This is a genomic window from Falsiroseomonas frigidaquae (assembly GCF_012163145.1).
Taxonomy (GTDB): domain Bacteria; phylum Pseudomonadota; class Alphaproteobacteria; order Acetobacterales; family Acetobacteraceae; genus Falsiroseomonas; species Falsiroseomonas frigidaquae.
Genome location: NZ_JAAVTX010000002.1, coordinates 537,609 through 559,068, shown reverse-complemented (window position 1 = coordinate 559,068; position 21,460 = coordinate 537,609). Strand labels below are relative to the sequence as shown.

Here is a 21,460-nt window from a genome sequence, read left to right as displayed (position 1 = left end):
GTTCCATTTGCCGGGAGGCTACCCCCGCCCATGCCGCTGATCTGTTTCGCATCCCCCAAGGGCGGCGTCGGCAAGACGACCCTGACTGCAAACCTGGCCGATGCGCTGCAGCGCGAAGGTCGCCGCGTCATGGTCATGGATTTCGACCCGCAGAATACGTTGCGCCTGCATTTCGGTGTGCCCCTGACGGATATGGGCGGCTTCACCGCGGATCTGCCGCGCCGGCCGGACTGGCGCACCTGCGTGCGGGAGACCGCCTCCGGCGTGAAGGTCCTGCCGCATGGCGCGATGGAACTGCGCGGCGCGCTCGGCCTGGCCGCGGCGCTGGAGCGGGACCCGGAGCTGCTGGCGGCGCCGATGCGCTCCATCCTGTCCGACCCGGGCCTGACCGTCATCGCCGATACCTCCCCCGGCCCGTCGCATGCGCTGGCGGTGCTGGTGCCGATGGCGTCCATGGTGATCGCGGTGCTGCAGGCGGAAGCCATCAGCGCGGCGCTGATCCCGGATATCGACAGCGGCCGCTTCCTCGGCTCGGGCACCATGGCGGCGCTGTTCGCCGGCCGGCTGCGCGTGGTGCTGAACGAGGTGGACCTGAATTCCCGCCTGTCCCGCGCCGCGGCGGATGCGGTGGCCCGCCATCTCGGCCCGCGCCTGCTCGGCGCAGTCAGCCGTGACGAGTCGATGGCCGAGGCGCTGGCGATGCAGAAGCTGGTGCAGGAAATCGCGCCCGACAGCCGCGCCGCCGAAGACATCCGCGGCATCGCGCGCGCCGTCGAAGCGGCGCTGCCGGCGGCGCCCGAGGGCTTCTCCATGGGCTGGGGCGCGCGATGAGCTTTGCCCAGTCGCTGCGCCAGGGCCGTGCGTTCCGGGGCGGGCCCTGGGCGCGGCGCTGGGTTTCCTGGCCGTTGATGGCGCTGAGCCTCGTCATCGGCCTGATCTTCATGGTGGCGCCGCTGCAGGCGGAACAGCAGGCCTGGCTCGCCGTGGCCGGCTTCCTGCTGTTCCTGGTGGCCAACCGGATTCCGGGCCGGGCGATGACGATCTTCATCGTCTTCATGTCCTGCCTGGTGTCACTGCGCTACATCTACTGGCGCCTGGTCGATACGCTGGAATTCACCAGCTTCATGCAGACCTTCCTCGGCACCGGCCTGCTGCTGGCCGAGGTCTATGCCGTGACCACCATGCTGCTGGCCTATTTCCAGGCGATCTGGCCGCTGGACCGCAAGCCGGTGCCGCTGCCGGAAGACCCGGATGAATGGCCCACCATCGACGTCTTCATTCCGAGCTACAACGAGCCGCTGGAGATCGTGAAGCCGTCCATCTACGGCGCGCTGGCGATCGACTGGCCGCGCGAAAAGATGAACGTCTACCTGCTGGATGACGGCCGCCGCGACGAGTTCCGGCGGTTCTGCGAGCAGGTCGGCTGCAACTACCTGATCCGCGCCGACAACAAGGGCGCCAAGGCCGGCAACATCAACGCCGCGCTCAAGGTCACCAACGGCGAATACATCTGCATCTTCGACTGCGACCACGTGGCGACGCGCGCCTTCCTGCAGCTTACCGTGGGCTGGCTGCTGCGCGACCGCGACCTCGCCATGGTGCAGACGCCGCACCATTTCTATTCGCCCGACCCGTTCGAGCGGAACCTGGCCTCCGGCCAGCGCGTGCCGAATGAGGGCCTGCTGTTCTATGGCATGGTGCAGCAGGGCAACGACCTGTGGAACGCGGCCTTCTTCTGCGGCTCCTGCGCCGTGATCCGGCGGGAGGCGCTGCTGGAAGTGGGCGGCGTGCCGACGGAGACGGTGACGGAAGACTGCCACTGCTCGCTGAAGATGCAGCGGCGCGGCTGGCGTACCGCCTATCTCCGCGTGCCGCTGGCGGCCGGCCTGGCGACGGAACGCCTCATGCTGCACATCGGCCAGCGCATGCGCTGGGGCCGCGGCATGATCCAGATCCTGCGGATCGACAACCCGATGATGGGCGGCGGGCTGAAATTCTACCAGCGTTGCTGCTACTTCATGTCGCAGTTCCACTTCCTGTTCCCGCTGCCGCGCTTCGTCTTCCTGACCGCGCCGCTGGCTTTTCTTCTGTTTGGCGAAAGCATCATCGCGGCGTCCCCGCTGGCGATCATCGCCTATGCCGGTCCGCACATCCTGCATTCGGTGGGCGCCACCAGCCGGCTGTCGGGCCATGTGCGGCACAGCTTCTGGTCGGAAATCTATGAGACGGTGCTGGCGCTGTATTTGATCCCTGTGATGCTGGCGACCTTGCTCGATCCCAAAAAGGGAAAATTCAACGTCACGGACAAGGGCGGCACGCTGCAGGAAGGCTTCTTCGACCTGCGCGCCGTGGGCCCCAACATGGTGCTGGCGCTCGCGCTGATCGCAGGACTGCTCTCGGGCATCTATGGGCTGACGACGAACGCGGTCGACAGTTTGGATTTCCAGGCCTTCGCGCTGAACTTCCTGTGGGCGACGCTGTCCTTCGTGGTGGTGCTGGCGGGGCTGGCCGTGGGCCGCGAACGCCGGCAGGTGCGCGAACGCGCCCGCGTCGGCGCCGTGATCGCGGCGAATGTGGTGCTGGCCGATGGCCGCGTGATTGAAGGCGAGACCATGGACCTTTCGCTCGGCGGCGCGGCCGTCGCGATCCAGCGGCCGGCCGATGTGCCGGAGGATGCCGCCATCACGCTCGAACTGGATGTCGGTCCTGAATGGGTGGCGATCCCGGCCGAGGTGCTGCGCTGGCAGGACGACCGGATGCAGGTGCGCTTCGCGGCGCAGACGCTGCACGACGAGGGTAACATCGTGCGCGCCGTGCTCGGCCGCGCGGATGCATGGGTGGATTGGGACGACGTGCGAGAGGACAAGCCACTGCGTAGCCTGGGCGAGGTGGCACGCTCGATCGGCGGCCTGTTCCGCGGAGACAGCCAGTTCTCCTTCTTCACCCGCCGCCAGCGGCACAACAAGGTGGTGGTCCGCGTGGCCGCGCCAGCCGCCATCGAGGCCGGCGCTGCGGATGCCGAGACGGCGGACGCCCCGGCGATGCCGGCACGCCGCGCCCGCGGCGAAAGCACCGTGCGCCGGGCCGCCGCCGTGGCACTCGCCCTGGCATTGTCGGCGCCGGGCCTCGCCATGGCGCAGGTGAACCTGCGTGGCGCGCCGCCGCCGCCGACGCCGTTGCAGCCCGGCCCGCAGGGCCTGCCGCTGACGCTGACCCCGCAATCCCCGGGCATCGGCACCTTCGGCGCGCCTTCGACCCAGGCCGGCGCGGTGCCGCTCGGCGCCGCGGGGCCTTCACCCGGTGGCGCCGCCCTGCAGGTGCAGGGTTCGCCCTTCGGACAGCCGACCTCGCAGGGCCAGCCCTCGCAGTTTGGCCAGCCTACGCAGTTTGGCCAGCCGGGCCAGGCGCCGGGTACCTTCGGCGCGCAGCAAGGCCCGATCGGCCCGGCCAACCCGGCGCCGACCGGCCTGCCGCCGCTGCCCCTGGCGCAGCCCGCCTTCACCGGCGTGCCGCAGGTCGGCAGCTTCGGCTCGCCGACCGGCGATTTCGGCTCCACCCGCACGGAATCCCGCACGCTGCGCCAGCTTGGCCTGCGCGCACCGATGCAGATGCGCGGCACCTCGGACCTGCAGGGCGTGCTGTTCGGCGTGCGCGGCGATGAGGTGGTGACCGGCGCCCGGCTGGTGCTGCAGGGCGCGACCAGCCCGGCGCTGATCCCGGAATACAGCCAGATCTCGATGGCGCTGAACGAGCAGTTCGTCGGCGTGATCAACCCGGACCGCAACCGCCCCGCCTTCGGTCCGCTGGAATTCCCGATCAACCCGGTGTTCTTCGCCGACCTGAACCGGCTGAACTTCCGCTTCACCGGCCGCTACACGCTGGAGTGCAACGACCCGCTCTCCGGCCTGCTCTGGGCCAATATCTCCGACCTCTCGACCCTGCAGCTGACGCTGGAGCGCCTGCCGCTGCAACGCGACCTGGCGCGCCTGCCGGAGCCCTTCTTCGACCCGCGCCTGCTGCGCGAGCCGCTGTCGCTGCCCGTGGTGGTGCCGGAGGCGGCGAGCAATGAAAGCCTGCAGGCGGCGGCGACCGTCGCCTCCTGGTTCGCGGTGCAGGCGGATTACCGCGGCGCCAGCTTCCCGGTTTCCTTCACCGTGCCGCAGCGCGGCAATGCGGTTGTGGTTGTCGGCGGGCAGGAGAACATCCCCGGCCTCGCACTGCCGCGCTTCGATGGCCCGACCCTGGCGCTGGTGCAGAACCCGACCGACCGGCTTGGCCTGATCCTGGTGATCGGCGGCCGCACCGGCGCGGAAGCGGCGCAGGCCGCCGTGGTGCTGGCCGGCAGCAAGGAAGCGCTGGCCGGCGAGATTGCCGTGGTGCAGCCCGTCAGCATCCCGCCGCGGCAGCCCTATGATGCGCCGCGCTGGGTCCGCAGCGACCGGCCGGTGCGGCTGGGCGAGCTGGTGGACCCCTCCGAGCTGCAGGCCTTCGGCTACGCGCCGGGCCCGATCGCGGTGCCGTTCCGCACGGCGCCAGACCTCTACACCTGGCGCGGCCGGCCGCTGCCGGTGGAACTGCACTACCGGTCCCCGCCCGGGCCGATCATGGATGTCGCGGTTTCCCGCGTCGACATCGCGCTGAACGACATCTACCTGCGCAGCCTGCCGCTGCGCGAGGCGGATGCGCCCTGGCCGCTGTCGATCCTGAGCCGGCAGTTCGGCCAGTCCGAGCGCATGACCAGCCGCTTCGGCCTGCCGCCCTACCTGATCTTCGGCATGAACGAGCTGCAGATGCGGTTCGACATGCGCCCGCTGCATCGCGGCGACTGCATCGCGGTGCCGGCCGATGTGCGCGCCGGGATCGACCCGGACAGCACCATCGACCTGTCCGACGCCTACCGCTTCACCACGCTGCCGAACCTCGCCTTCTTCGCCGGCTCCGGCTTCCCCTTCACCCGGATGGCGGATTTCAGCGACACGGCGGCGGTGCTGCCGGACCGGCCGAATGAGGTGGAGCTGTCCGGCTTCCTGACCCTGATGGGCCGGCTGGCCAGCCATGTCGGCCATGCCACCACCGGCATCCAGGTGGTACGCTCCGGCGCGCTGGACAGCGTTGCCGGGCGCGACCTGCTGGTGATCGGCACGCTCGGCCGCCAGCCGGCGCTGGAGCGGCTGCTGGGCGAGAACGGTCCGGTGACGCTGCAGGGCAATCGCCTGTCCGTCGCGCTGCCCGATGCGCTGGAGGGCTTCCGCAACCTGTTCCTGGGCGACGAGCCGCGCGTGGCCCGCGAACAGGCGCAGGCGATGCTGGCTTCCACCGGCGACGGCCTCGGCATCCTGATGGGCTTCGAAAGCCCGCTGCGCTCCGGCAAATCCGTCGTGGCGTTGACCGGCACCACGTCGCAGGGGCTGGAGCAGATGCTGGCCGCCCTGCGCGACCCGGAACAGTCGCCGCGCGTGCAGGGTGACCTCGCCCTGCTCTCGGCAGGGCGCATCACCGGCTTCACGCTGGGCAATCACTACACCGTCGGCACGCTGCCGCCCTACATCTGGCCGCAATACTTCCTGCAGACCCGGCCGGACCTGCTGCTTCTTCTGCTGGCGATCGCCTGTGCCATCATTGCCGTTCCCGCCTATTGGGCGCTGCGCCGTCGCGCGGCCATCCGTCTCCGGACGAGGACCACATGACGAATTTTACGATCCGGATGTTTGGTGCGCGTGGTTTTCGCGCCGGCCTGTTGTGCACGGCGCTGATCGCTTCCCCGGCCTTGGCGCAGGACCGTGGCGTGGCCGCGCTGCTGGACCAGGCGAATTACTGGAAGCTGCAGAACCGCCCCGACCAGGTGGTGCGGACACTGGAGCGCGTGCTGCAGGTGGACCCGCGCAACACGGACGCACTGTCCGGCATGGCGGAAGCGCAGGCGCAGCTTGGCAATGTCGCGCAGGCGCAGCAGGCGCTCAGCACGCTGCGGCAGGCCGCGCCGGCGGACCCGCGCACGGTGCAGGCGGATGTGGCGGTGCGGACCTCCACCGTCGATGCCGGCGCCCTGGCGCAGGCGCGTCAGCTCGCCCAGGCCGGCCGCAACGCCGAGGCGGTGGAGCGGTATCGCTCCCTGTTCGGCGGCGCCCCGGTGCCGGACAGCTTCGCCCTGGAATATTACCAGGCCCTCGCCGGGACCGAGAACGGCTGGTCGGAGGCGCGTGAAGGCCTCGGCCGGCTGGCCCGGCGCAGCCCCAGCAATACCGCCGTGCAGCTGGCCAACGCCCAGGTGCTGACCTACCGCGAGGAAACCCGCGCGCAGGGGATTGAGGCGCTGCGCCGCCTGTCCGGCCAGCCGGAAAGCCAGCAGAGCGCGACGGCGGCCTGGCGCCAGGCGCTGACCTGGATCGGCCCGGGACCGGATGCGGTGCAGCCGCTGGAAGGCTACCTCCGGCAATTCCCCAACGACGCCGAGATCCAGCAGCGGCTTGAACAGGCGCGCAACCCGCCGGAAGGCGCGGTGGATGAGGCCGGCAACGCCCGCGTGCAGGCCTGGAGCAGCTTCAACGCCGGCCGGCTGCGGGAGGCGGAGGAACGCTTCTCCGCCCTGCTGGCAGCCGAGCCGAACGATGCGGACGGGCTGGGCGGCATGGGCCTGATCCGGCTGCGCCAGGGCCGCCAGGCCGATGCGCGGCGGCTGCTGCAGGCGGCGATCGAGGCCGATCCGTCGCGCCGATCCTCCTGGGAACAGGCGCTGCGCGGCGCCAGCCAGCGCCCGGCGGCCCCGGGTGGTGGTGGCGGCGGTGGCGCGCCGGGGCCGGACATCCAGGCGGCACGCAACCTGGTGGCGGCGGGCAACGTCTCCTCCGCCGAGCCGCTGCTGGCGCGCATCGTCGCCCGCAATGGCGGCGACCGGCCGGATGCCGAGGCGCTGCTGGGCGATATCGCGCTGCGCCAGGGCAATGCCGGGCTGGCGGAACAGCGCTACCGCGCCGCGCTCGCCCGTCGCGCCAATTTCGGCGCGGCCCTGTCGGGCCTGGCCAATTCGCTGCAGGAACAGGGCAAGTTCGCCGAGGCCGAGGAGGTGTTCCGCCGTATCGGCGGCACCAACGCGCCGCAGGTGCGCGCCGATGCGCTGCGGGCCGAGGCGCAGCGCACGGATGACCCGCAGGCCGCCAGCGCCCTGCTGCGCGCCGCGATCCAGAACGACCCGAACAATCCCTGGCCGCGGCTCGACCTCGCCCGTCTGCTGGCCCGCTCCGGCCAGGGCGCCGAGGCGAACCAGCTGATTGGCGCCACGGTGGCGAACCGCGCGACGCCGGATACCATCCATGCCGCGGCGATCTTCGCGCAGGAACAGGGCCGCGCCGCGCAGGCCGTGCAGCTGCTGGAGCGGATTCCGGCCCGCGCCCGCAACGCCGACCAGAACCGGCTGCTGGCCTCCGCCCGCGTGCAGGGCGAAGTGCAGGCCGCGGCGGCGCTGGCCCGCAGCGGGCAGCGTGCGCAGGCTCGCGCCCGGCTGATCGCCATCGCCTCCCGCCGCGACCCGACCGGGGAAGCCGGTCCGGCGGCGGTGCGGGCGCTGAACGCCATCAATGATCCGCGCGGCGCGCAGGAAGCGGCGCGTATGTATGCGATCGCGGCGCGCGGACAGTCGCCTTCCGCCCAGCTTGCCGCGGCCAGCGCGTTGCTGGAGGCGGGGCTGAACCAGGACGCGGCGCAGGCCGCGGTGGCGATCGATGCACGGCGGCTGACGGCGGAACAGCGCCGGCAGGCCAACGACATCTCGGCCGGGCTGTCGATCCGCGCCGCGGACCAGCTCAACCAGCGCGGCAACCAAGCGGCGGCCTTCGACGTGCTACTGCCGACGCTGCAGCAGAACCCGGAGAACCCGGCCGCCAACCTGGCGCTTGCCCGCCTGTACCAGGGCGCGCAGGAACCCGAGCAGGCCGGTCGCATCGCCGAGGCGGTGCTGTCGCGCAACCCGCGTGACACGGATGCGCGCCAGGCGGCGATGGACGCCGCCATCTCCAACCGCGACTGGGGGCGGGCGGAAGCGCTGCTGTCCGAGGGTCGCGCGTTGATGCCGAACGATCCGCGCATCCCGCTGCTCGAAGCCCGCCTCGCCCGCGCCTGGGGCGACCAGCGGCGCGCCCGCAACGCGCTGGAGGCGGCGGCGCAGATGCGGCGCCAGCAGATCGGCGTCAGCCGGACGCCGGGGATGCTCGGCGGCTCCATGGTGCCGCAGGCGACCCTGCCACAGGGCCAGCCGGCGCAGCCGGGCTATGAGAACCCGTTCCGCCGCGTGCCGCTCTCCGGCCAGGATTACGGGCAGGTGCCGACCCAGGGCCAGATGCAGGGCCAGCAATTCGCCCAGGTGCAGGGGTTCGGCGTGGTGCCTGCGCAGCCGGCGGATCCGCTGCTGAGCGAGATCAACCGGCAACTTGGCGAGGTTCGCCAGGAATCCGCGCCGCGCATCACCCCGGCGCTCGGCATGCGGGTGCGCTCCGGCGATGACGGCATCGATGCGCTGACCGAGACGCATGTCGGCGCCGAGGGCAGCGTGGCGGTGCCGGGCATCGGCGGCCGGCTGACGGCGCGGGCCAGCGCGGTGAGCCTGGATAATGGCGAGCTGGCCGGCACGCTGGCCTCGATGCGCCGCTTCGGCAGCTTCCCGCTGAGCCTGCCGGGGCTGCAGGGTACGCTGACCCAGCAGCAGGCGAACCAGGCGCGCACCATCGAATCCAGCCAGTCCGGCGTGGCGCTCGGTGCCGCCTATGCGCGCAACGGCTTCACGGTGGATATCGGCACCACGCCGCTGGGCTTCCTGCAGGACAATGTCGTCGGCGGCATCGAGATTGCGCCCGAGATCGGCGACGGCGTGCGGCTGCGGCTGACCGCGGAACGCCGCGCGATGACGGACAGCCTGCTGTCCTGGGGCGGCTTGCGCGATCCGGGCCAGGGCACGGTCTGGGGCGGCGTGGTCCGCACCGGCGGCCGGGCGCAGATCGAGTTCACCAGCGGCGACACGAATTTCTATATCGCCGGCGGCTACTTCACCATGTCCGGCGACGGCGTGGCGGAGAACAGCCGGATGGAGGCGGGTGCCGGCTTCCAGACGCCGATCTGGCGTTCCGGCGGCGAGGAACTGGTTACCGGCCTGGACCTCGTCTACTTCGCCTATGACAAGAACCTGCGCTTCTTCACGCTGGGCCACGGCGGCTATTTCAGCCCGCAGAGCTTCATCGCGGCGAATGTGCCGATCGACTGGCGCGGCCGGTCGAACAACCTGTTCTACCGCGTCGGCGCCACCATCGGCCTGTCCACCTTCACCGAGGATCGCACCGCGATCTTCCCGAACGATGCCGGGCTGCAGGCGGCCTTGCAGGGGCGCGCCAATGGCGAGAGCGACGTCTCCGCCTTCTATGCCGGGCAGACCAAGACCGGCCTGACCGGCGGGCTGCGCGGCGATATCGAGTACATGATCACGCCGCAGCTTCGCATCGGCGGCGCACTGCGCTTCGATCAGGCGGCGGATTGGAGCGAGACGCGGGGCCTGGTCTATGCCCGCTATCGCTTCGATCGCTGAGGGGGCAGGCATGATGGAAGCTCAAGCGGCGGAACCGGTGACGGCCGCCTACCTCGCCCGGCGCGGCGTCGCCGCCCAGTGGCGCGTCTTCGTGCGCGGGCTGGTGGAGACGCTGGACGAGCATCTGGACCAGGAAGGCCGCGCGGCGCTGATGCGCGCCATCGGCAGGCGCATGGCGGATGCCATGCCACTGCCGCATTGCGACACGCTGAAGGGGCTGGAAGGTCACATCAACGACGCGCTCGGCGCGGCCGAATGGGGCTATTGCCAGCTCGCGGTCGATGTCGTGCAGCGCCGCTTGGTGGTGACCCACGCCGCGGCACCGGCCATCGGCGCCGGGCAGGATGCCGATGGCGGCTGGATCGGCGCCGTGCTGGAAGGCCTCTATGCCGGCTGGCTGTCCGAGCAGCCGGGTGCGGAGGCCGCGCTGGCGCCTTCCGTGGTCCACTACGTCGCTGGCGAGGCGAAGCTGGAATACGGCAGGGCGGCCTGAACCCTCAGGCCGGGCCGACCGCCACTTCCAGCCAGCCCCGCGCATCCAGCCAGGCGATGTCGCCCGGCAGCAGCAGCACCGTTGTCGTGTCGCTTTCCACGATCGCCGGTCCCGGCAGCCTTTGGTCGGGCGCCAGGGCGGTGAAGGCATAGACGGGCAGGTCCTGCAGCGCGCCGGCCACGAAGGCGCGGCGCTGCGCCACCGGCGCGGCCACAGGCTGTTCCGGCAGGGGCTGCACCGGCAAGGCGGGCAGGCGGCCGATGGCGGCGACGCGCGCCGTCACCAGCACCACTTCCTCCCCCCGCAGGGCGTAGGTGAACAGCGCCTCATGCCGCGCGTGGAAGCTTTCCGAAATGCGCGCCGGCAGGCCGGCGGCGTCCCAATCCACGGCGTCCAGCGGCACGCCGATCTCGAAGACCTGCTCGCCATAGCGCATGTCGGCGCTGCGGCGGATCGCGGGCGGGGCGTCCATCCATTCGGCCATGCGGGCACGTGCGGCGGCTTCCAATTCCGCGAACAGGGCGCGGATGGTGGCCTCCTCCGGCAGGCCGGTGGCGCCGATCAGGCTGCGGGAGACTTCGTAGCGCAGATCGGTCTGCAGCATGCCCCAGGCGGACAGGCCCGCGGCCAATAGCGGCACCGCGACACGCGCCATGCCGAGGTCCCGCGCCACCGCGCTGGCATGCAGCCCCGCCGCGCCGCCGAAGGCCAGCAGGCAGAAGCCGCGCGGATCCACGCCGCGGCGCACGGTGGCGACGCGGATGCCGTCGGCCATGGCGATATTGGCCAGCGCATGGATGCCGGCGGCGCATTCCATCGTCCCGAGGCCGAGCTTCGCGCCGAGCCGCTCCACCGCCCCCTGCGCTGCCGCCAGGTCCAGCGACCGGCGGCCGCCAAGAAAGCGCGAGCCGTCCAGGTAGCCGAGCACCAGATTCGCATCCGTCACCGCCGGCTCCGTCCCGCCGGCGCCGTAGCAGGCGGGGCCAGGCACCGCGCCGGCGCTGCGCGGGCCGACCCGCATCATGCCGCCGGCCCCGACATGGGCGATGGAGCCGCCGCCGGCGCCGAGCGTCACGATATCCAGGCTTTCGAGCGCGATACGCTCCCCGCCCACCTGGCGGCCACGGCCGAGCGCGGCTTCCCCGCTTTCGATCAGCGCCACATCGGTGGAGGTGCCGCCGACATCGAAGGTGACGAGGTCCTGCCCCAGCCCGGCGCGGGCCAGCGCCAGCCCGGCGGCGACGCCGCCCGCGGGGCCGGACAATGCGGTGCCGGCGGCGATGCGGGCGGCTTCCGCAACCGGCGCGACGCCGCCATGGGACAGGATGACGAACAGGGATTGCCGGAACCCGGCCTCCGCCAGCCGCGTCTCCAGCCGGCCGAGATAGCGCGCGACGATGGGGCCGACCGCCGCATTCACCACGGTGGTGGAGAAGCGCTCGAATTCCTTGATCTGCGGCAGCACGTCCGAGGACAGGGTCACGTAGACGCCCGGCAGGGCGGCGGCGACGGCGGCGCCTGCGGCCTGCTCATGCGCGGGGTCACGCCAGGAATGGAACAGGCAGATGGCCACGGCCTCGACCTGCTCGGCGCGCAGCGTCTCGATGGCGGCGGCCACCGAGGCTTCGTCCAGCGCCTGCGCCACCTGCCCATCGGCGCGGATGCGCTCGCGCAGCGGCAGGCGCAGGCGGCGCGGCACCAGGGGCGCGGGGGGGGAGAGGCGCAGGTCGTAGCGTTCCGGCTTCAGGCCTTCGCGCATCTCGACGACGTCGCGATGCCCTTCCGTGGTCAGCAGGCCGATGCGGGCGGTGCGGCGTTCCAGCAGGGCATTGGTGGCGACGGTGGTGCCATGCACCAGGCGTTCGGTCTGGGCGAGCAGCTCGGGCAGGGGCAGGCCGAGCATGCCGGCCAGCACGCCGAGGCCATCCAGCACGCCGCGGGACTGGTCATCCGGCGTGGTCGCCGCCTTGGCGAGCAGCGTCGCGCCATCGGCGCCGATGCAGACCACATCGGTAAAGGTGCCGCCGACGTCGCAGCCGATCCGGTAGGGGGGGCGCATGGAAGTCACTCCAGTTCATGGCTGGTCCAGGCCCCCCTCATCCAACCTTTGACGCATGCGTCAAACCCCCCGTCGGGGAGAGAGGGCTGCGCAGGCTCGGCGCGCAGCGCCTAGCCGCAGCGGGTGTGGGGGGCCTTGCAGGTCGAAAAGCGCTACACCAACCCCTCGGCGACATCAGCCGCCCGTGCCGCCGGGTCGCGCCGCGCCGGGTCGCCCCAGCCGCCGCCGCCGCCGGAACGCACATGCAGCACATCGCCCGGGGCAAGCTGCACGCCGGTTTCCTTGGTGCGCAGGTCGCGGGGCGTGCCGTGGCCCGGGATCAGCGTGTAGCGATGCGGCGCGCCATCGGCCCCGCCCAGCATCCCCGCCGCGCCGTGCCGCGCGCCATCGCCGGCGGTATTGGCCCGCGCAGGTCCGGCGGTTTCCACCACCAGCTCCAGCTCGCCGCCCAGCCCGCCGCGATGCTGGCCATCCCCCGCGGAGCCGGCCAGGAATTCATGGCGGCGGAAGAACAGCGGGAAGCGCGCCTCCGCCATCTCGACGCTGCCGAATTTCAACCCGCCGGCGGAATGCCATTCCCCGGCGCCGGACCAGCCATCGCCGGTTGCATGGCCGCCGCCGCCGGGCCGCGCATGGAACAGGTGCCAGACGAATTTGCGACCCGCCCGGCGCGGGTCCTGCCCCTGGATGGCGATGCGGAAACGGCGGCCCCAGCCGCCCATGGCGCGGGCGGGGCAGGCGTTGGACAGCGCCTTGACCACCGCCTCCACGATCTCGTTCGAGCAATGGCTGGTGCAGAGCGTCACCGCCGCGCCTTCCGCCGCGCGCACCACGGTGCCCTCGCGCGCCAGCACGGTCAGCGGCCGGAAGGCGCCGTCATTCTTCGCGACCTCGGGGTCCAGCAGATAGGCCAGCGCCATCCGCACGGCGGAGACGGTGTTGGGCCAGGAGGAATTGACGAAGCCCAGCGTCTGCGGATCGCTCGCCGTCAGATCCACGACCAGCGCCCCGCCCTGCTTGGTGACGGTGGCGCGGATGGTGATGTCCTCCGCGCCATGCCCGTCATCATCCAGCACCGCCTCGCCCTGCCAGGTGCCATCCGCCCAGGTGCCGATGATGCGGCGGGCATGCGCCTCCGCCAGGTCGAGAATGGCATCCGTCGCGGCATTCAGCTTCGCCGCGCCATGGCTGGCCAGCAGCGCCTGCAGCCGCTTCGCGCCGAGTCGGGCGGAGCCCCACATCGCCATCAGGTCGCCGCGGAAATCGCGCGCGATGCGGGTGTTCAGCGCCAGCATCTGCACGAGGTCCTCGCGCAGCGTGTCGCCTTCCCCGAGTCGGATCGGCGGGATGCGGATGCCCTCCTGCCAGATCTCGGTGGCCGAGGGGTTGTAGCCGCCATGGGTGGCGCCGCCGATGTCGGATTGGTGGGCGCGGACGACGCAGAGGAAGACCAGATCGTGCCCGTCCCGATGATCCGAGGCCTCGGGCCGAGGGTCTGAATCGGGCCGGGGTACATCAAAGACGGGCAGGACGATCGTCAGATCCGGCAGGTGGCTGCCGCCATGCCAGGGGTCGTTGAGAAGAAAGCAGTCGCCCGGCCGCATCTGGCCCCGAAAAGCCTCCAGCACCGCCTCCGCCGCGAAGGGCATGGCGCCGACATGCACCGGGATGTGATCCGCCTGTGCCACCAGCCGTCCGCGCGCATCACACAGCGCGATGGAGAAGTCGCGCGAGGAGTTGAGGATCTGGGAGGTGGCGGTCCGCAGCAGCGCCTCTCCCATCTCCTCCACCACGGCGCGGAAGCGGTTCTCGAGGACGGCGAGGGTCACGGGATCGGGTGTCGGCATGGCGTGACGGTCACGCCCTGCGTGCGGCGCGTCAAGCCGGGGCCAGACCTGCGCGGAATGAGAGGCCGTGGTCTGGCGGGCGCGGCAAAGCGGTCGCATCATGCGGGACAATGGAACGCCCTTCGACACTCACCGAGCTTCTCGCGCGCACGGCCGCCGCGCATCCCGATGCCCTGGCTTTTCCGGGCCTGAACTGGGCGCAGGCCGAGGCGCGGGTGCGGCGCATGGCCGGCGGGCTGGAAGCGGCGGGAATCGGCCCGGGCGACCGGGTGGCGCTGTTCCTGCCGAACCGGCCGGATTTTCTGCTGCTGCTCTTCGCCCTGGCCCGGCGCGGCGCCTGCGCCGTGCTGCTGAACACGCGGTTCCGGGCGCTGGAGGTCGGCAATCTGCTGGCCCGCGCCCAGCCCAAGGCGATTGCCGTGGCGCGCGATTTCGCCGCGGCGGATGCCGAGGCCGTGTTGCCCGACCCGCCCGGCTCGCTGCGCCTGGTGCTGGGCATGGATGGGCTGGGGGAGGGGCGCCTCGCCGGCCTGCCGGTGCTGCCGCGCGCGGCGCTGCTGGAGGGTGCGGAGGCGCCGGACTTGGCGACGCCGCAGGCCGAATGCCTGACCTTCACCACCAGCGGCACCACCGCCGGGCCGAAGCTGGTGCTGCACCGCCAGGCCTCCATCGCCGGCCATGCGGCGGATGTGGCGGCGGCGATCGGCACGGGGGCGCCGGGCGCGGCCATGCTGGCCGCCGTGCCGCTGTGCGGCACCTTCGGGCTGAGCGCGGCGCTGGCCGCGGTGGCGGGCGGCGCGCGCATCGCCTGCATGGAGAAGCTGGACGCGCAGGCCGCCGATGCGCTGATCCGCGCCGAGCACATCACCCACATGGTCGGCGGCGATGAATGGCTGCTGCTGCTGGCGGAGGCCGCTGCCGGCCGCCCCTACGCACCCTTCCAGTTCACCGGCTATGCCAGCTTCCACGGCCAGGCGGATCGCGTCATGGCGGCCTCCGATGCGCTCGGCCTGGCGGTGCGCGGCGTCTATGGCAGTTCCGAGGTGCAGGCGCTGTTCGCCGGCCAGAACCCCACCGGCCCGCATCGCGCCGTCGGTGGCGGCCAGCCGGTCAGCCCCGAAGCCGGATGGCGCATCGCCGAGGATGGCGAATTGCTGCTACGCGGGCCGTCCCTGTTCGACAGCTACCTCGGCAATCCGGAGGCCACCGCACAGGCCCGCACGGCGGAGGGCTGGTTCCGCAGCGGCGACCTGGCGGCGGCGCAGCCGGATGGCGGCTTCGGCTTCCTGACGCGCCGCGGCGACGCGCTGCGGATCGGCGGTTTTCTCGTATCGCCCGAGGAGATCGAGGGTTTTCTCCAGTCCCAGCCTGGCGTGGCGGCGGCGCAGGTGGTGGAGGCCGGCGGCAAGCCCATCGCCTTCGTCATCCCCGGCCCGGGCTATGACGAGGCCGCGCTGATGGCGGCGTCTCGGAACAGTCTGGCCCGCTTCAAGGTTCCGGCGCGGATCGTGGCGCTCGAAACTTTCCCGGTGGTGCATGGCCCGAACGGCCCGAAGATCCAGCGCGCCCGGCTGCGGGAGATGGCGGCCGAGTGAGCGGCGTGGCCCCCAAGCCCCGCGACCCGCGCATCGTCGCGGCGATCGTCGCCAGCGCCCTGTTCATGCAGAACCTGGACAGCAGCGTGGTGGCCACCGCCTTGCCGTCGATGGCGCGCGACCTGGGCCGCGACCCGGTGCATCTGTCCGTCGCCATCACCTCCTACCTCGTCGCGCTGTGTGTCTTCATCCCGGTTTCCGGCTGGGTGGCGGACCGCTTCGGGCCGCGGCGGGTCTTCATGTGGGCGATCCTGGTCTTCACCGGCGCCTCCGCTTTGGTCGGCCTGTCCCAGGGCCTCGGCACGCTGGTGGCGGCGCGGGTGCTGCAGGGGCTGGGCGGCGCCATGATGGTGCCGGTCGGCCGCCTGCTGCTGCTGCGCCGCGTCAGCAAGGAGGAATTGCTGACGGCGATGACCTGGCTGACCATGCCGGCCCTGCTCGGCCCGGTCTTCGGCCCGCCGATCGGCGGGCTGCTGACCGATGCGGTGTCCTGGCGCGCGGTGTTCTGGATCAACATCCCGGTCGGCGCGCTCGGCCTGGTGCTGGTCTGGCGCTTCATTCCGGAGATGGACCCGCAGGACCCCGGGCCGCTGGATAAGCGCGGGCTGACGCTGTGGGGCGTGGCGCTGGCCCTGCTGGTCTCGGGGCTGGAGACAATCGGGCGCGACCTGCTGCCGATCTGGGTGACAGTGGTGACGCTCGGCCTTGGCGCGGCGGCGTCTGTGGCGGCGGTGCTGCATTCGAAGCAGGCGGTGCGGCCGGCGGTGGATCTTTCACTGCTGTCGATCCCGACCTTCGGCATGCCGATGCTGAGCGGCACGCTGTTCCGCATCGGCGCCGGGGCGCTGCCCTTCCTGCTGCCGCTGACGCTGCAGCTGGTGTTCGGCCTGTCCGCCTCCGGCAGCGGGCTGCTGACCTTCGCCACGGCGCTGGGCGCGCTGGTGATGAAGCCGCTGATCCGCCCGGTGCTGCGGCGCTTCGGCTTCCGCCGCGTGCTGGTGGTGAATTCGGTCCTGGCGGCGGCCGGGGTGGCGGTGTGTGCGCTGTTCAACGCGGATTGGCCGCCGGTCGCGATCTTCCTGGTGCTGGCGGCGGGCGGGCTTTCGCGGTCGCTGCAATTCACCTCCATGGCCACGATGGCGTTTGCGGATGTGCCGCAGAACAAGCTGGCGGCGGCCACCGCGATGACCGGGACGATCCAGCAATTTTCCGTCGCGCTCGGCGTGGTGCTGGGGTCGCTGACGCTGTCGGCGGGGATGGCCTGGCATGGCACCTCGGCGCCCGGGCTGGCCGAGTTCCAGGCGGGGTTCCTGGTCGCCGGGCTGGTGATGCTGGCGATGCTGCCGGGTGCGCTGCGGCTGAAGGCGGATGCCGCGGCGCGGGTTTCGGGGAATAGGCCGGGCGTCTGACAGGCGGCGCGCTTGGCGCGTAGCCATGAGCGCGCTGCTGGCTGGTCACGCCCCCCCCCTCGCCCCCCTGCGGGTGGATAGGGCTTTTTGCAATCCTACCCGCCCTGGTTCGGGTCCAGCCGGGCGAAGGTCAGCTCGTGCTTGTTGTGCGCGCCGTGGAAGACAACGGCGCCGGGGATGGCGGCGAAGGCCTCGGCCGTCGCGTGGTCCGTCTCGCCCTGGAATTTCAGCGTGCAGACGAAGTTGTGTGCCGCATCGGCGGCGATCCAGCGCTGCACCAGGCCGAGCAGGCGGGACGGGTAGCAGATGACGTCGCTGAACAGCCAATCCACCTTCGGCTCCGTGCGGGGGTCCAGCCCGAAGGCGCTCTCGGCGCGCATGGTCACGCCCGGCATCGCCGCCACGGCGGCATCCAGCGGCGCCTTGTCCACCGCCACCACCTGCGCGCCCAGCTTCGCCAGCACCCAGGTCCAGCCACCCGGCGCGGCGCCGAGGTCGAGGCAGGTCTCGCCCGGGCCAGGATACCGCCCGAGCCGGGTCAGCGCCTCCCACAGCTTGAGATAGGCGCGGGAAGGGGGGCCCTCACGGTCCTCGATGAAGGCGACCTCGCCATTGACGAAGGGGCTGGTCTTGGCCGGGCTGGCCAGCAGCCGGTCCGGCGCGAGCAGGGTCCAGCCACCGAGATGGCCGGTCGGTGCCGGTTCGGGAAAGGCCAGCGGCCGCGCCTTCACCGGCGGCAGCTTCTCCGTGATCAGGGCGCTGCGGCGGTGATGCGCGGCGGCATAGCCCGCCCAGTTGCGCTGGATGGCGCGCAGCGCATCGGCAGCCTGCTTGACGGAGGCGACGGGGATTTCCTGCGGCGCGGTCCAGACCTCCAGCGCCCAGGCGGCCTGGACGGGCGGGTCCGGCGACAGCGCCAGCCGGCCATGCCAGGCGGAGACGCGGCGCCCGGCGCGGGACAGTTCCTCGGCGAGGTCGTGCTCGAATCCCTCGGCGGCGAGATAGGCGCTGGCGATCATGTCTGGCGATTACTTCTCTGGCGCGAGCGCCGCGGCGGCCGCCAGGATGCCCCAGCCGACCAGCAGCAGCATGCCGCCCGCCGGCGTGACCGGGCCGAGCGAGGTTTCGGTCAGCACCCGCACATAGACGCCGCCGGCAAAGCCCAGCGTGCCGAGCACGAAGCAGCCGGCCGCCAGATGCACCAGCGGCCCGCGCCGGCGTTCCGCCAGCATGCCGCAGCCGAGCAGCGCCAGCGCGTGCCAGGCCTGCAGCGACGCCCCGGTATTCGCCAGCCCGGCGGTTTCCGCCGGCAGCCCATGGCTTGCATAGGCGGCCATGCCGACCGCGATCAGCCCCGACAGGGCGCCCAGGACCATCCACAAACGTGCCATGCCCCGCATCTACGCCGAGGCGGCGCGCGCCGCCAGTCGGACGCGCGTGGCCGCTTCATGCGCCAGCCGCGTCGGCTCCGGCAGTCGCCGGCCGCGGCCGAGGGCGATCACCCAGGCCAGCGCGGTGGGCAGCGAGACGCGGTGGCCGGTGGAGACATAGACCGGGTTGGCGCCGCGCCGGGTCCGCAACGCCATGCCGATGACCCGGTCCTGCCAGACCAGCGGCGCCTGCGCCCCCGCCACATCGGGCAATGCGCCCTGGATGCTGCCGACGAGGATGGATTTCGCCACGCCGATCGTCGGCACATCCAGCGTCACGCCGAGCAGGCAGGCGACGCCCAGGCCGCGGGGATGCGCCAGGCCGTGCCCATCCACCAGGATCAGGTCCGGGCGGATGGGCAATCCGGAAAAAGCCTCGGCGAGGGGCGGGACCTCGCGGAAGCCGAGCAGGCCGGGGATGTAGGGCAGGCCGCCGGAATGGGTGGCGCCGGCCTCGCCGAGCGGGGTCAGGCTTTCGGCATCCAGCGCCACCATGGCGGCGTGGACGGTGCGCGTGGGGTCGAAGCGCAAGGTGCTGGCATCGGCACCGGCGACGGTGCGGATGGGGCCGAGCGCATCCTCGGCGATGACGCGGGCGGCGAGTTCGGGCTGCAGCAGGCGGGCGGCGGCGGCGGTGGTGGGGAAGTCCATGCGCGGCATGCTGGCAGGGGGTGGGGCGGGGGGACAGAGCGCGCATACCCCCACCCCGACCCTCCCCCGCTTTGCAGGGGAGGGAGGGGCCCGCGGAGCGGGAGGGTGGGGGCTCTGCTACCCCCTCACAACCCCCGCCACCCCACCCGCAGCAGCAGCGCATGCGACGTGCCGAGCCCCGCCGCATCCTCCCGCGCATAGCGCCCATACTGGTAGCCGGCATCGAGGGTGAAGTTGTACGGCAGGTCCGTGCCCACCGATGCCTCGAGATAATTCTCGGTCGGCAGCGTCTCCACGCTGCGCTTGCGCTGGTCGCGCTGCCAGGCGAGCGTGCCGCGCCAGTCGCCGATGCGGTGCTGGACGCCGAGCGTGGTGAAGGTGCGGCGTTCACGCAGGCCGGTTTCCAGCAGGTCCTCGATCTCGTCGCCGGTATCGGGGTCCAGGCTCAGCAGCGTGATCTCGGTGCGCGGGCGGGCGGCGGCGTTGCGGAACTGCACGCCCTCGGCAAAGAACAAGGTGCGCTGCGTCGGCGACCAGCGCTGCTCGTAGCGCAGCGCGGCGGTGTAGCCCCATTCGCGCGCCGTCCCATCATCCCCGGCGCCGCGGGTCAGCACGCCCAGATGGTAGGACAGGCCCGGTGCCCAGGCGAAGCCATCGCCATCCAGCGCCAGCGCGGCATTGTCGAGCTGGCCGGTATTGCCCGGCCCGCCCTGCGCGCGGGTGTTGCGGTTGAACCGCTCATAGGCCTCGTCGCAGCAGCTTCGCCGCGTGGCGAGGGTGGAGGACAGGAAGCTGCGGTCCAGCGTGAAGACCGCGGCCGAGATGTCGTGCTCGCCCCAGACCAGGTCCGAGTAGAAGGTGTGGCTGGCGCCGAAGCCGAGGCTGTCGGTGATGGCGTTGACCTCATGCGCGCGGATGCGCGTCAGGATGCCCGGGAAATCGTGGTGGCCTCGGCCGAAGGGCGCCACGAAGCGGCCGGCCTGCAGCGTGGTATCGGCATCCGGCTTCCATTCCAGGAACAGCGCCTCCAGGAAGGCGGATTGCCGGCGGAAGAAGGTGGTGCCGCCGCCGGGAGAGCCACCCAACGCATCACCCTCGCCGATCGGTTCGAAGGCCAGCACGCCCTGGATGGAGAAGTTGGGAGCCAAGTGCAGCCCGGCGGCCAATTCGCCATAGAGGTAGGTGGTGGTGCCGCGCCGCGCGGGGTCCGTCGCCCGCGTGGTGCCGACGGTGTAGAGGCCGATATCGACCTCCTGCGCCAGATGCGGGCGGAAGCCGGTGGCGCTGTCCTGCGCCTGGGCCGCGGCGCCGAAGGGCAGCAGGGCGGCCAGGGCGATCAGGGCGCGCTTCACGCCTGCCCCCGCATCGCCGGCACCAGGATCCCGACATTGTGCCGGAACATCGCCTCGTAGCTCGGCGCCGGGCCATCGGGCGCGGACAGCGCATCGGCGTAGAGCCGGCCCTGCATCGTCACCCCCGCCTCCCGCGCCAGGCGCTCCAGCGTGGCGGGGTTGCCCATGTTCTCCAGGAACACGGCGGTGATGCCTTCGGCGCGGATCTGGCGGATCAGCCGGGCGACATCGGCGGCGCTGGGCTCGGCCTCGGTCGAGATGCCCTGCGGCGCCAGGAAGGTGATGCCATAGGCGGCACCGAAATAGCCGAAGGCGTCGTGGCTGGTCACCACCTTGCGGCGGGCTTCCGGCACTGCGGCGATCTCGGCACGCACCCAGGCATCCAGCGACTCCAGCCGCGCGATATAGGCGCTAGCGCGGGCCTCGATCTGCGGCGCCTGGGCGGTCAGCGCCGCGGTCAGCGCGGCGGCGATGTTGCGCGCATAGCGGATGCCGAAGCGGAGGTCCTGCCAGGCATGCGGATCCGGCACCTGGCGCGGACCGACCGAATGATTGTGGCGGCGGCCGGCGCCGCCATGGTCGTGGCCATGGGCGTGGCCCTCCATCTGCCGCGGGGCGATGCCATCGGTGGCGGTGGCGATCGGGCCGCGATAGCCGGCGGCGCGGATCATTCGGTCCATCCAGCCGTCGAAGCCGAGCCCGTTGCGCACCACCAGCGCCGCGCCGCGCAGCGCCTGCGCGTCAGAGGGGCGGGGCGCGAAGCTGTGCGCATCCACATTCGGGCCGGCGAGCGTCCGCAGCCGCACCGCGTCACCGGCGATGCGCGCGACCATGTCGCCGAGGATGGAGAAGGAGGCAACGACCAGCGGCGGCGTGGCCTGCGCCTGTGCCCGCGTCGGGGCCGGGACGGCCAGCAGCAGGGCCGGCAGGGAAAGAATGGTGCGCCGAAGCATGGCGACGCTAATCCTTGGAATGTTATAATATAGCTTTATGGGGCCAGGCGCGCAGTAGCAAGTCCCAACCGCGTGCGCGGGGTTCAGCCCGGCGTCCCTATTT

General features: G+C 71.8%; 13 protein-coding genes. 6 read left to right on the top strand and 7 right to left on the bottom strand.

Going from position 1 to position 21,460, the window contains the following annotated elements; all coding sequences use genetic code 11:
* Positions 1 to 30: 30 nt before the first annotated feature.
* Genes HB662_RS07075 through bcsD form a run of 4 tightly spaced genes read left to right on the top strand, consistent with a single transcriptional unit; the run spans position 31 to position 10,061 of the window.
* The gene (locus HB662_RS07075) at positions 31 to 831 is read left to right on the top strand and encodes a cellulose synthase operon protein YhjQ/BcsQ (protein ID WP_168048614.1); all 801 of its coding nucleotides are present in this window, start codon (positions 31 to 33) and stop codon (positions 829 to 831) included.
* On the top strand, positions 828 to 5,687 hold the full coding sequence (bcsA, locus tag HB662_RS07070; protein ID WP_168048612.1) for a UDP-forming cellulose synthase catalytic subunit: 4,860 nt from the start codon (positions 828 to 830) through the stop codon (positions 5,685 to 5,687). Before HB662_RS07075 ends, bcsA begins: the two co-directional genes overlap by 4 nt.
* A complete protein-coding gene (locus HB662_RS07065) occupies positions 5,684 to 9,568 on the top strand; it encodes a cellulose biosynthesis protein BcsC (protein WP_168048610.1) in 3,885 nt (1,294 codons plus the stop codon). Before bcsA ends, HB662_RS07065 begins: the two co-directional genes overlap by 4 nt.
* 10 nt (positions 9,569 to 9,578) lie before the next feature.
* Positions 9,579 to 10,061 carry a cellulose biosynthesis protein BcsD gene (bcsD, locus tag HB662_RS07060; protein ID WP_168048608.1) on the top strand — a complete coding sequence of 161 codons (483 nt, stop codon included), beginning with the start codon at positions 9,579 to 9,581 and terminating at the stop codon, positions 10,059 to 10,061.
* A gap of 4 nt (positions 10,062 to 10,065) precedes the next feature.
* Here bcsD and HB662_RS07055 read toward each other — a convergent pair whose 3' ends face one another.
* Positions 10,066 to 12,120: a hydantoinase/oxoprolinase family protein gene (locus HB662_RS07055; protein ID WP_168048606.1), complete on the bottom strand. Its 2,055-nt coding sequence runs from the start codon at positions 12,118 to 12,120 to the stop codon at positions 10,066 to 10,068.
* 152 nt (positions 12,121 to 12,272) lie between these two features.
* Positions 12,273 to 13,967, bottom strand: coding sequence for a hydantoinase B/oxoprolinase family protein (locus HB662_RS07050; RefSeq protein WP_168048604.1), 1,695 nt, complete (start codon positions 13,965 to 13,967; stop codon positions 12,273 to 12,275).
* Between the two features lie 110 nt (positions 13,968 to 14,077).
* Between HB662_RS07050 and HB662_RS07045 the strand changes: the two genes are divergently transcribed.
* Positions 14,078 to 15,562 carry an AMP-binding protein gene (locus HB662_RS07045; protein WP_168048602.1) on the top strand — a complete coding sequence of 495 codons (1,485 nt, stop codon included), beginning with the start codon at positions 14,078 to 14,080 and terminating at the stop codon, positions 15,560 to 15,562.
* Entirely contained in the window at positions 15,559 to 16,971 is a 1,413-nt protein-coding gene (locus tag HB662_RS07040; protein ID WP_342449458.1) for an MDR family MFS transporter, read from the top strand. Before HB662_RS07045 ends, HB662_RS07040 begins: the two co-directional genes overlap by 4 nt.
* A gap of 95 nt (positions 16,972 to 17,066) precedes the next feature.
* Here HB662_RS07040 and HB662_RS07035 read toward each other — a convergent pair whose 3' ends face one another.
* From HB662_RS07035 to HB662_RS07015, 5 genes are all read right to left on the bottom strand, one after another.
* Positions 17,067 to 17,990 (bottom strand): SAM-dependent methyltransferase, encoded by a 924-nt coding sequence (locus tag HB662_RS07035; protein WP_168048600.1) that lies wholly within the window; start codon positions 17,988 to 17,990, stop codon positions 17,067 to 17,069.
* Between the two features lie 9 nt (positions 17,991 to 17,999).
* The gene (locus tag HB662_RS07030) at positions 18,000 to 18,362 is read right to left on the bottom strand and encodes a DUF423 domain-containing protein (protein WP_168048598.1); all 363 of its coding nucleotides are present in this window, start codon (positions 18,360 to 18,362) and stop codon (positions 18,000 to 18,002) included.
* Positions 18,363 to 18,371: 9 nt separating this feature from the next.
* Positions 18,372 to 19,052 carry an endonuclease V gene (locus HB662_RS07025; protein WP_245185482.1) on the bottom strand — a complete coding sequence of 227 codons (681 nt, stop codon included), beginning with the start codon at positions 19,050 to 19,052 and terminating at the stop codon, positions 18,372 to 18,374.
* A 125-nt stretch (positions 19,053 to 19,177) separates the two neighbouring features.
* Positions 19,178 to 20,404: a hypothetical protein gene (locus tag HB662_RS07020; protein WP_168048594.1), complete on the bottom strand. Its 1,227-nt coding sequence runs from the start codon at positions 20,402 to 20,404 to the stop codon at positions 19,178 to 19,180.
* Positions 20,401 to 21,357 carry a metal ABC transporter solute-binding protein, Zn/Mn family gene (locus tag HB662_RS07015; protein WP_168048592.1) on the bottom strand — a complete coding sequence of 319 codons (957 nt, stop codon included), beginning with the start codon at positions 21,355 to 21,357 and terminating at the stop codon, positions 20,401 to 20,403. Before HB662_RS07015 ends, HB662_RS07020 begins: the two co-directional genes overlap by 4 nt.
* Positions 21,358 to 21,460 lie beyond the last annotated feature (103 nt).

Bases quoted from the DNA above. Each gene is read 5' to 3' on its own strand.
- HB662_RS07075 (WP_168048614.1), top strand. From the start codon at position 31: ATGCCGCTGATCTGTTTCGCATCCCCCAAGGGCGGCGTCGGCAAGACG.
- HB662_RS07050 (WP_168048604.1), bottom strand. From the start codon at position 13,967: ATGCCGACACCCGATCCCGTGACCCTCGCCGTCCTCGAGAACCGCTTC.
- HB662_RS07045 (WP_168048602.1), top strand. From the start codon at position 14,078: ATGGAACGCCCTTCGACACTCACCGAGCTTCTCGCGCGCACGGCCGCC.
- HB662_RS07030 (WP_168048598.1), bottom strand. From the start codon at position 18,362: ATGGCACGTTTGTGGATGGTCCTGGGCGCCCTGTCGGGGCTGATCGCG.
- HB662_RS07035 (WP_168048600.1), bottom strand. From the start codon at position 17,990: ATGATCGCCAGCGCCTATCTCGCCGCCGAGGGATTCGAGCACGACCTC.
- HB662_RS07015 (WP_168048592.1), bottom strand. From the start codon at position 21,357: ATGCTTCGGCGCACCATTCTTTCCCTGCCGGCCCTGCTGCTGGCCGTC.
- HB662_RS07055 (WP_168048606.1), bottom strand. From the start codon at position 12,120: ATGCGCCCCCCCTACCGGATCGGCTGCGACGTCGGCGGCACCTTTACC.
- HB662_RS07025 (WP_245185482.1), bottom strand. From the start codon at position 19,052: ATGGACTTCCCCACCACCGCCGCCGCCGCCCGCCTGCTGCAGCCCGAA.
- bcsD (WP_168048608.1), top strand. From the start codon at position 9,579: ATGATGGAAGCTCAAGCGGCGGAACCGGTGACGGCCGCCTACCTCGCC.
- HB662_RS07065 (WP_168048610.1), top strand. From the start codon at position 5,684: ATGACGAATTTTACGATCCGGATGTTTGGTGCGCGTGGTTTTCGCGCC.
- bcsA (WP_168048612.1), top strand. From the start codon at position 828: ATGAGCTTTGCCCAGTCGCTGCGCCAGGGCCGTGCGTTCCGGGGCGGG.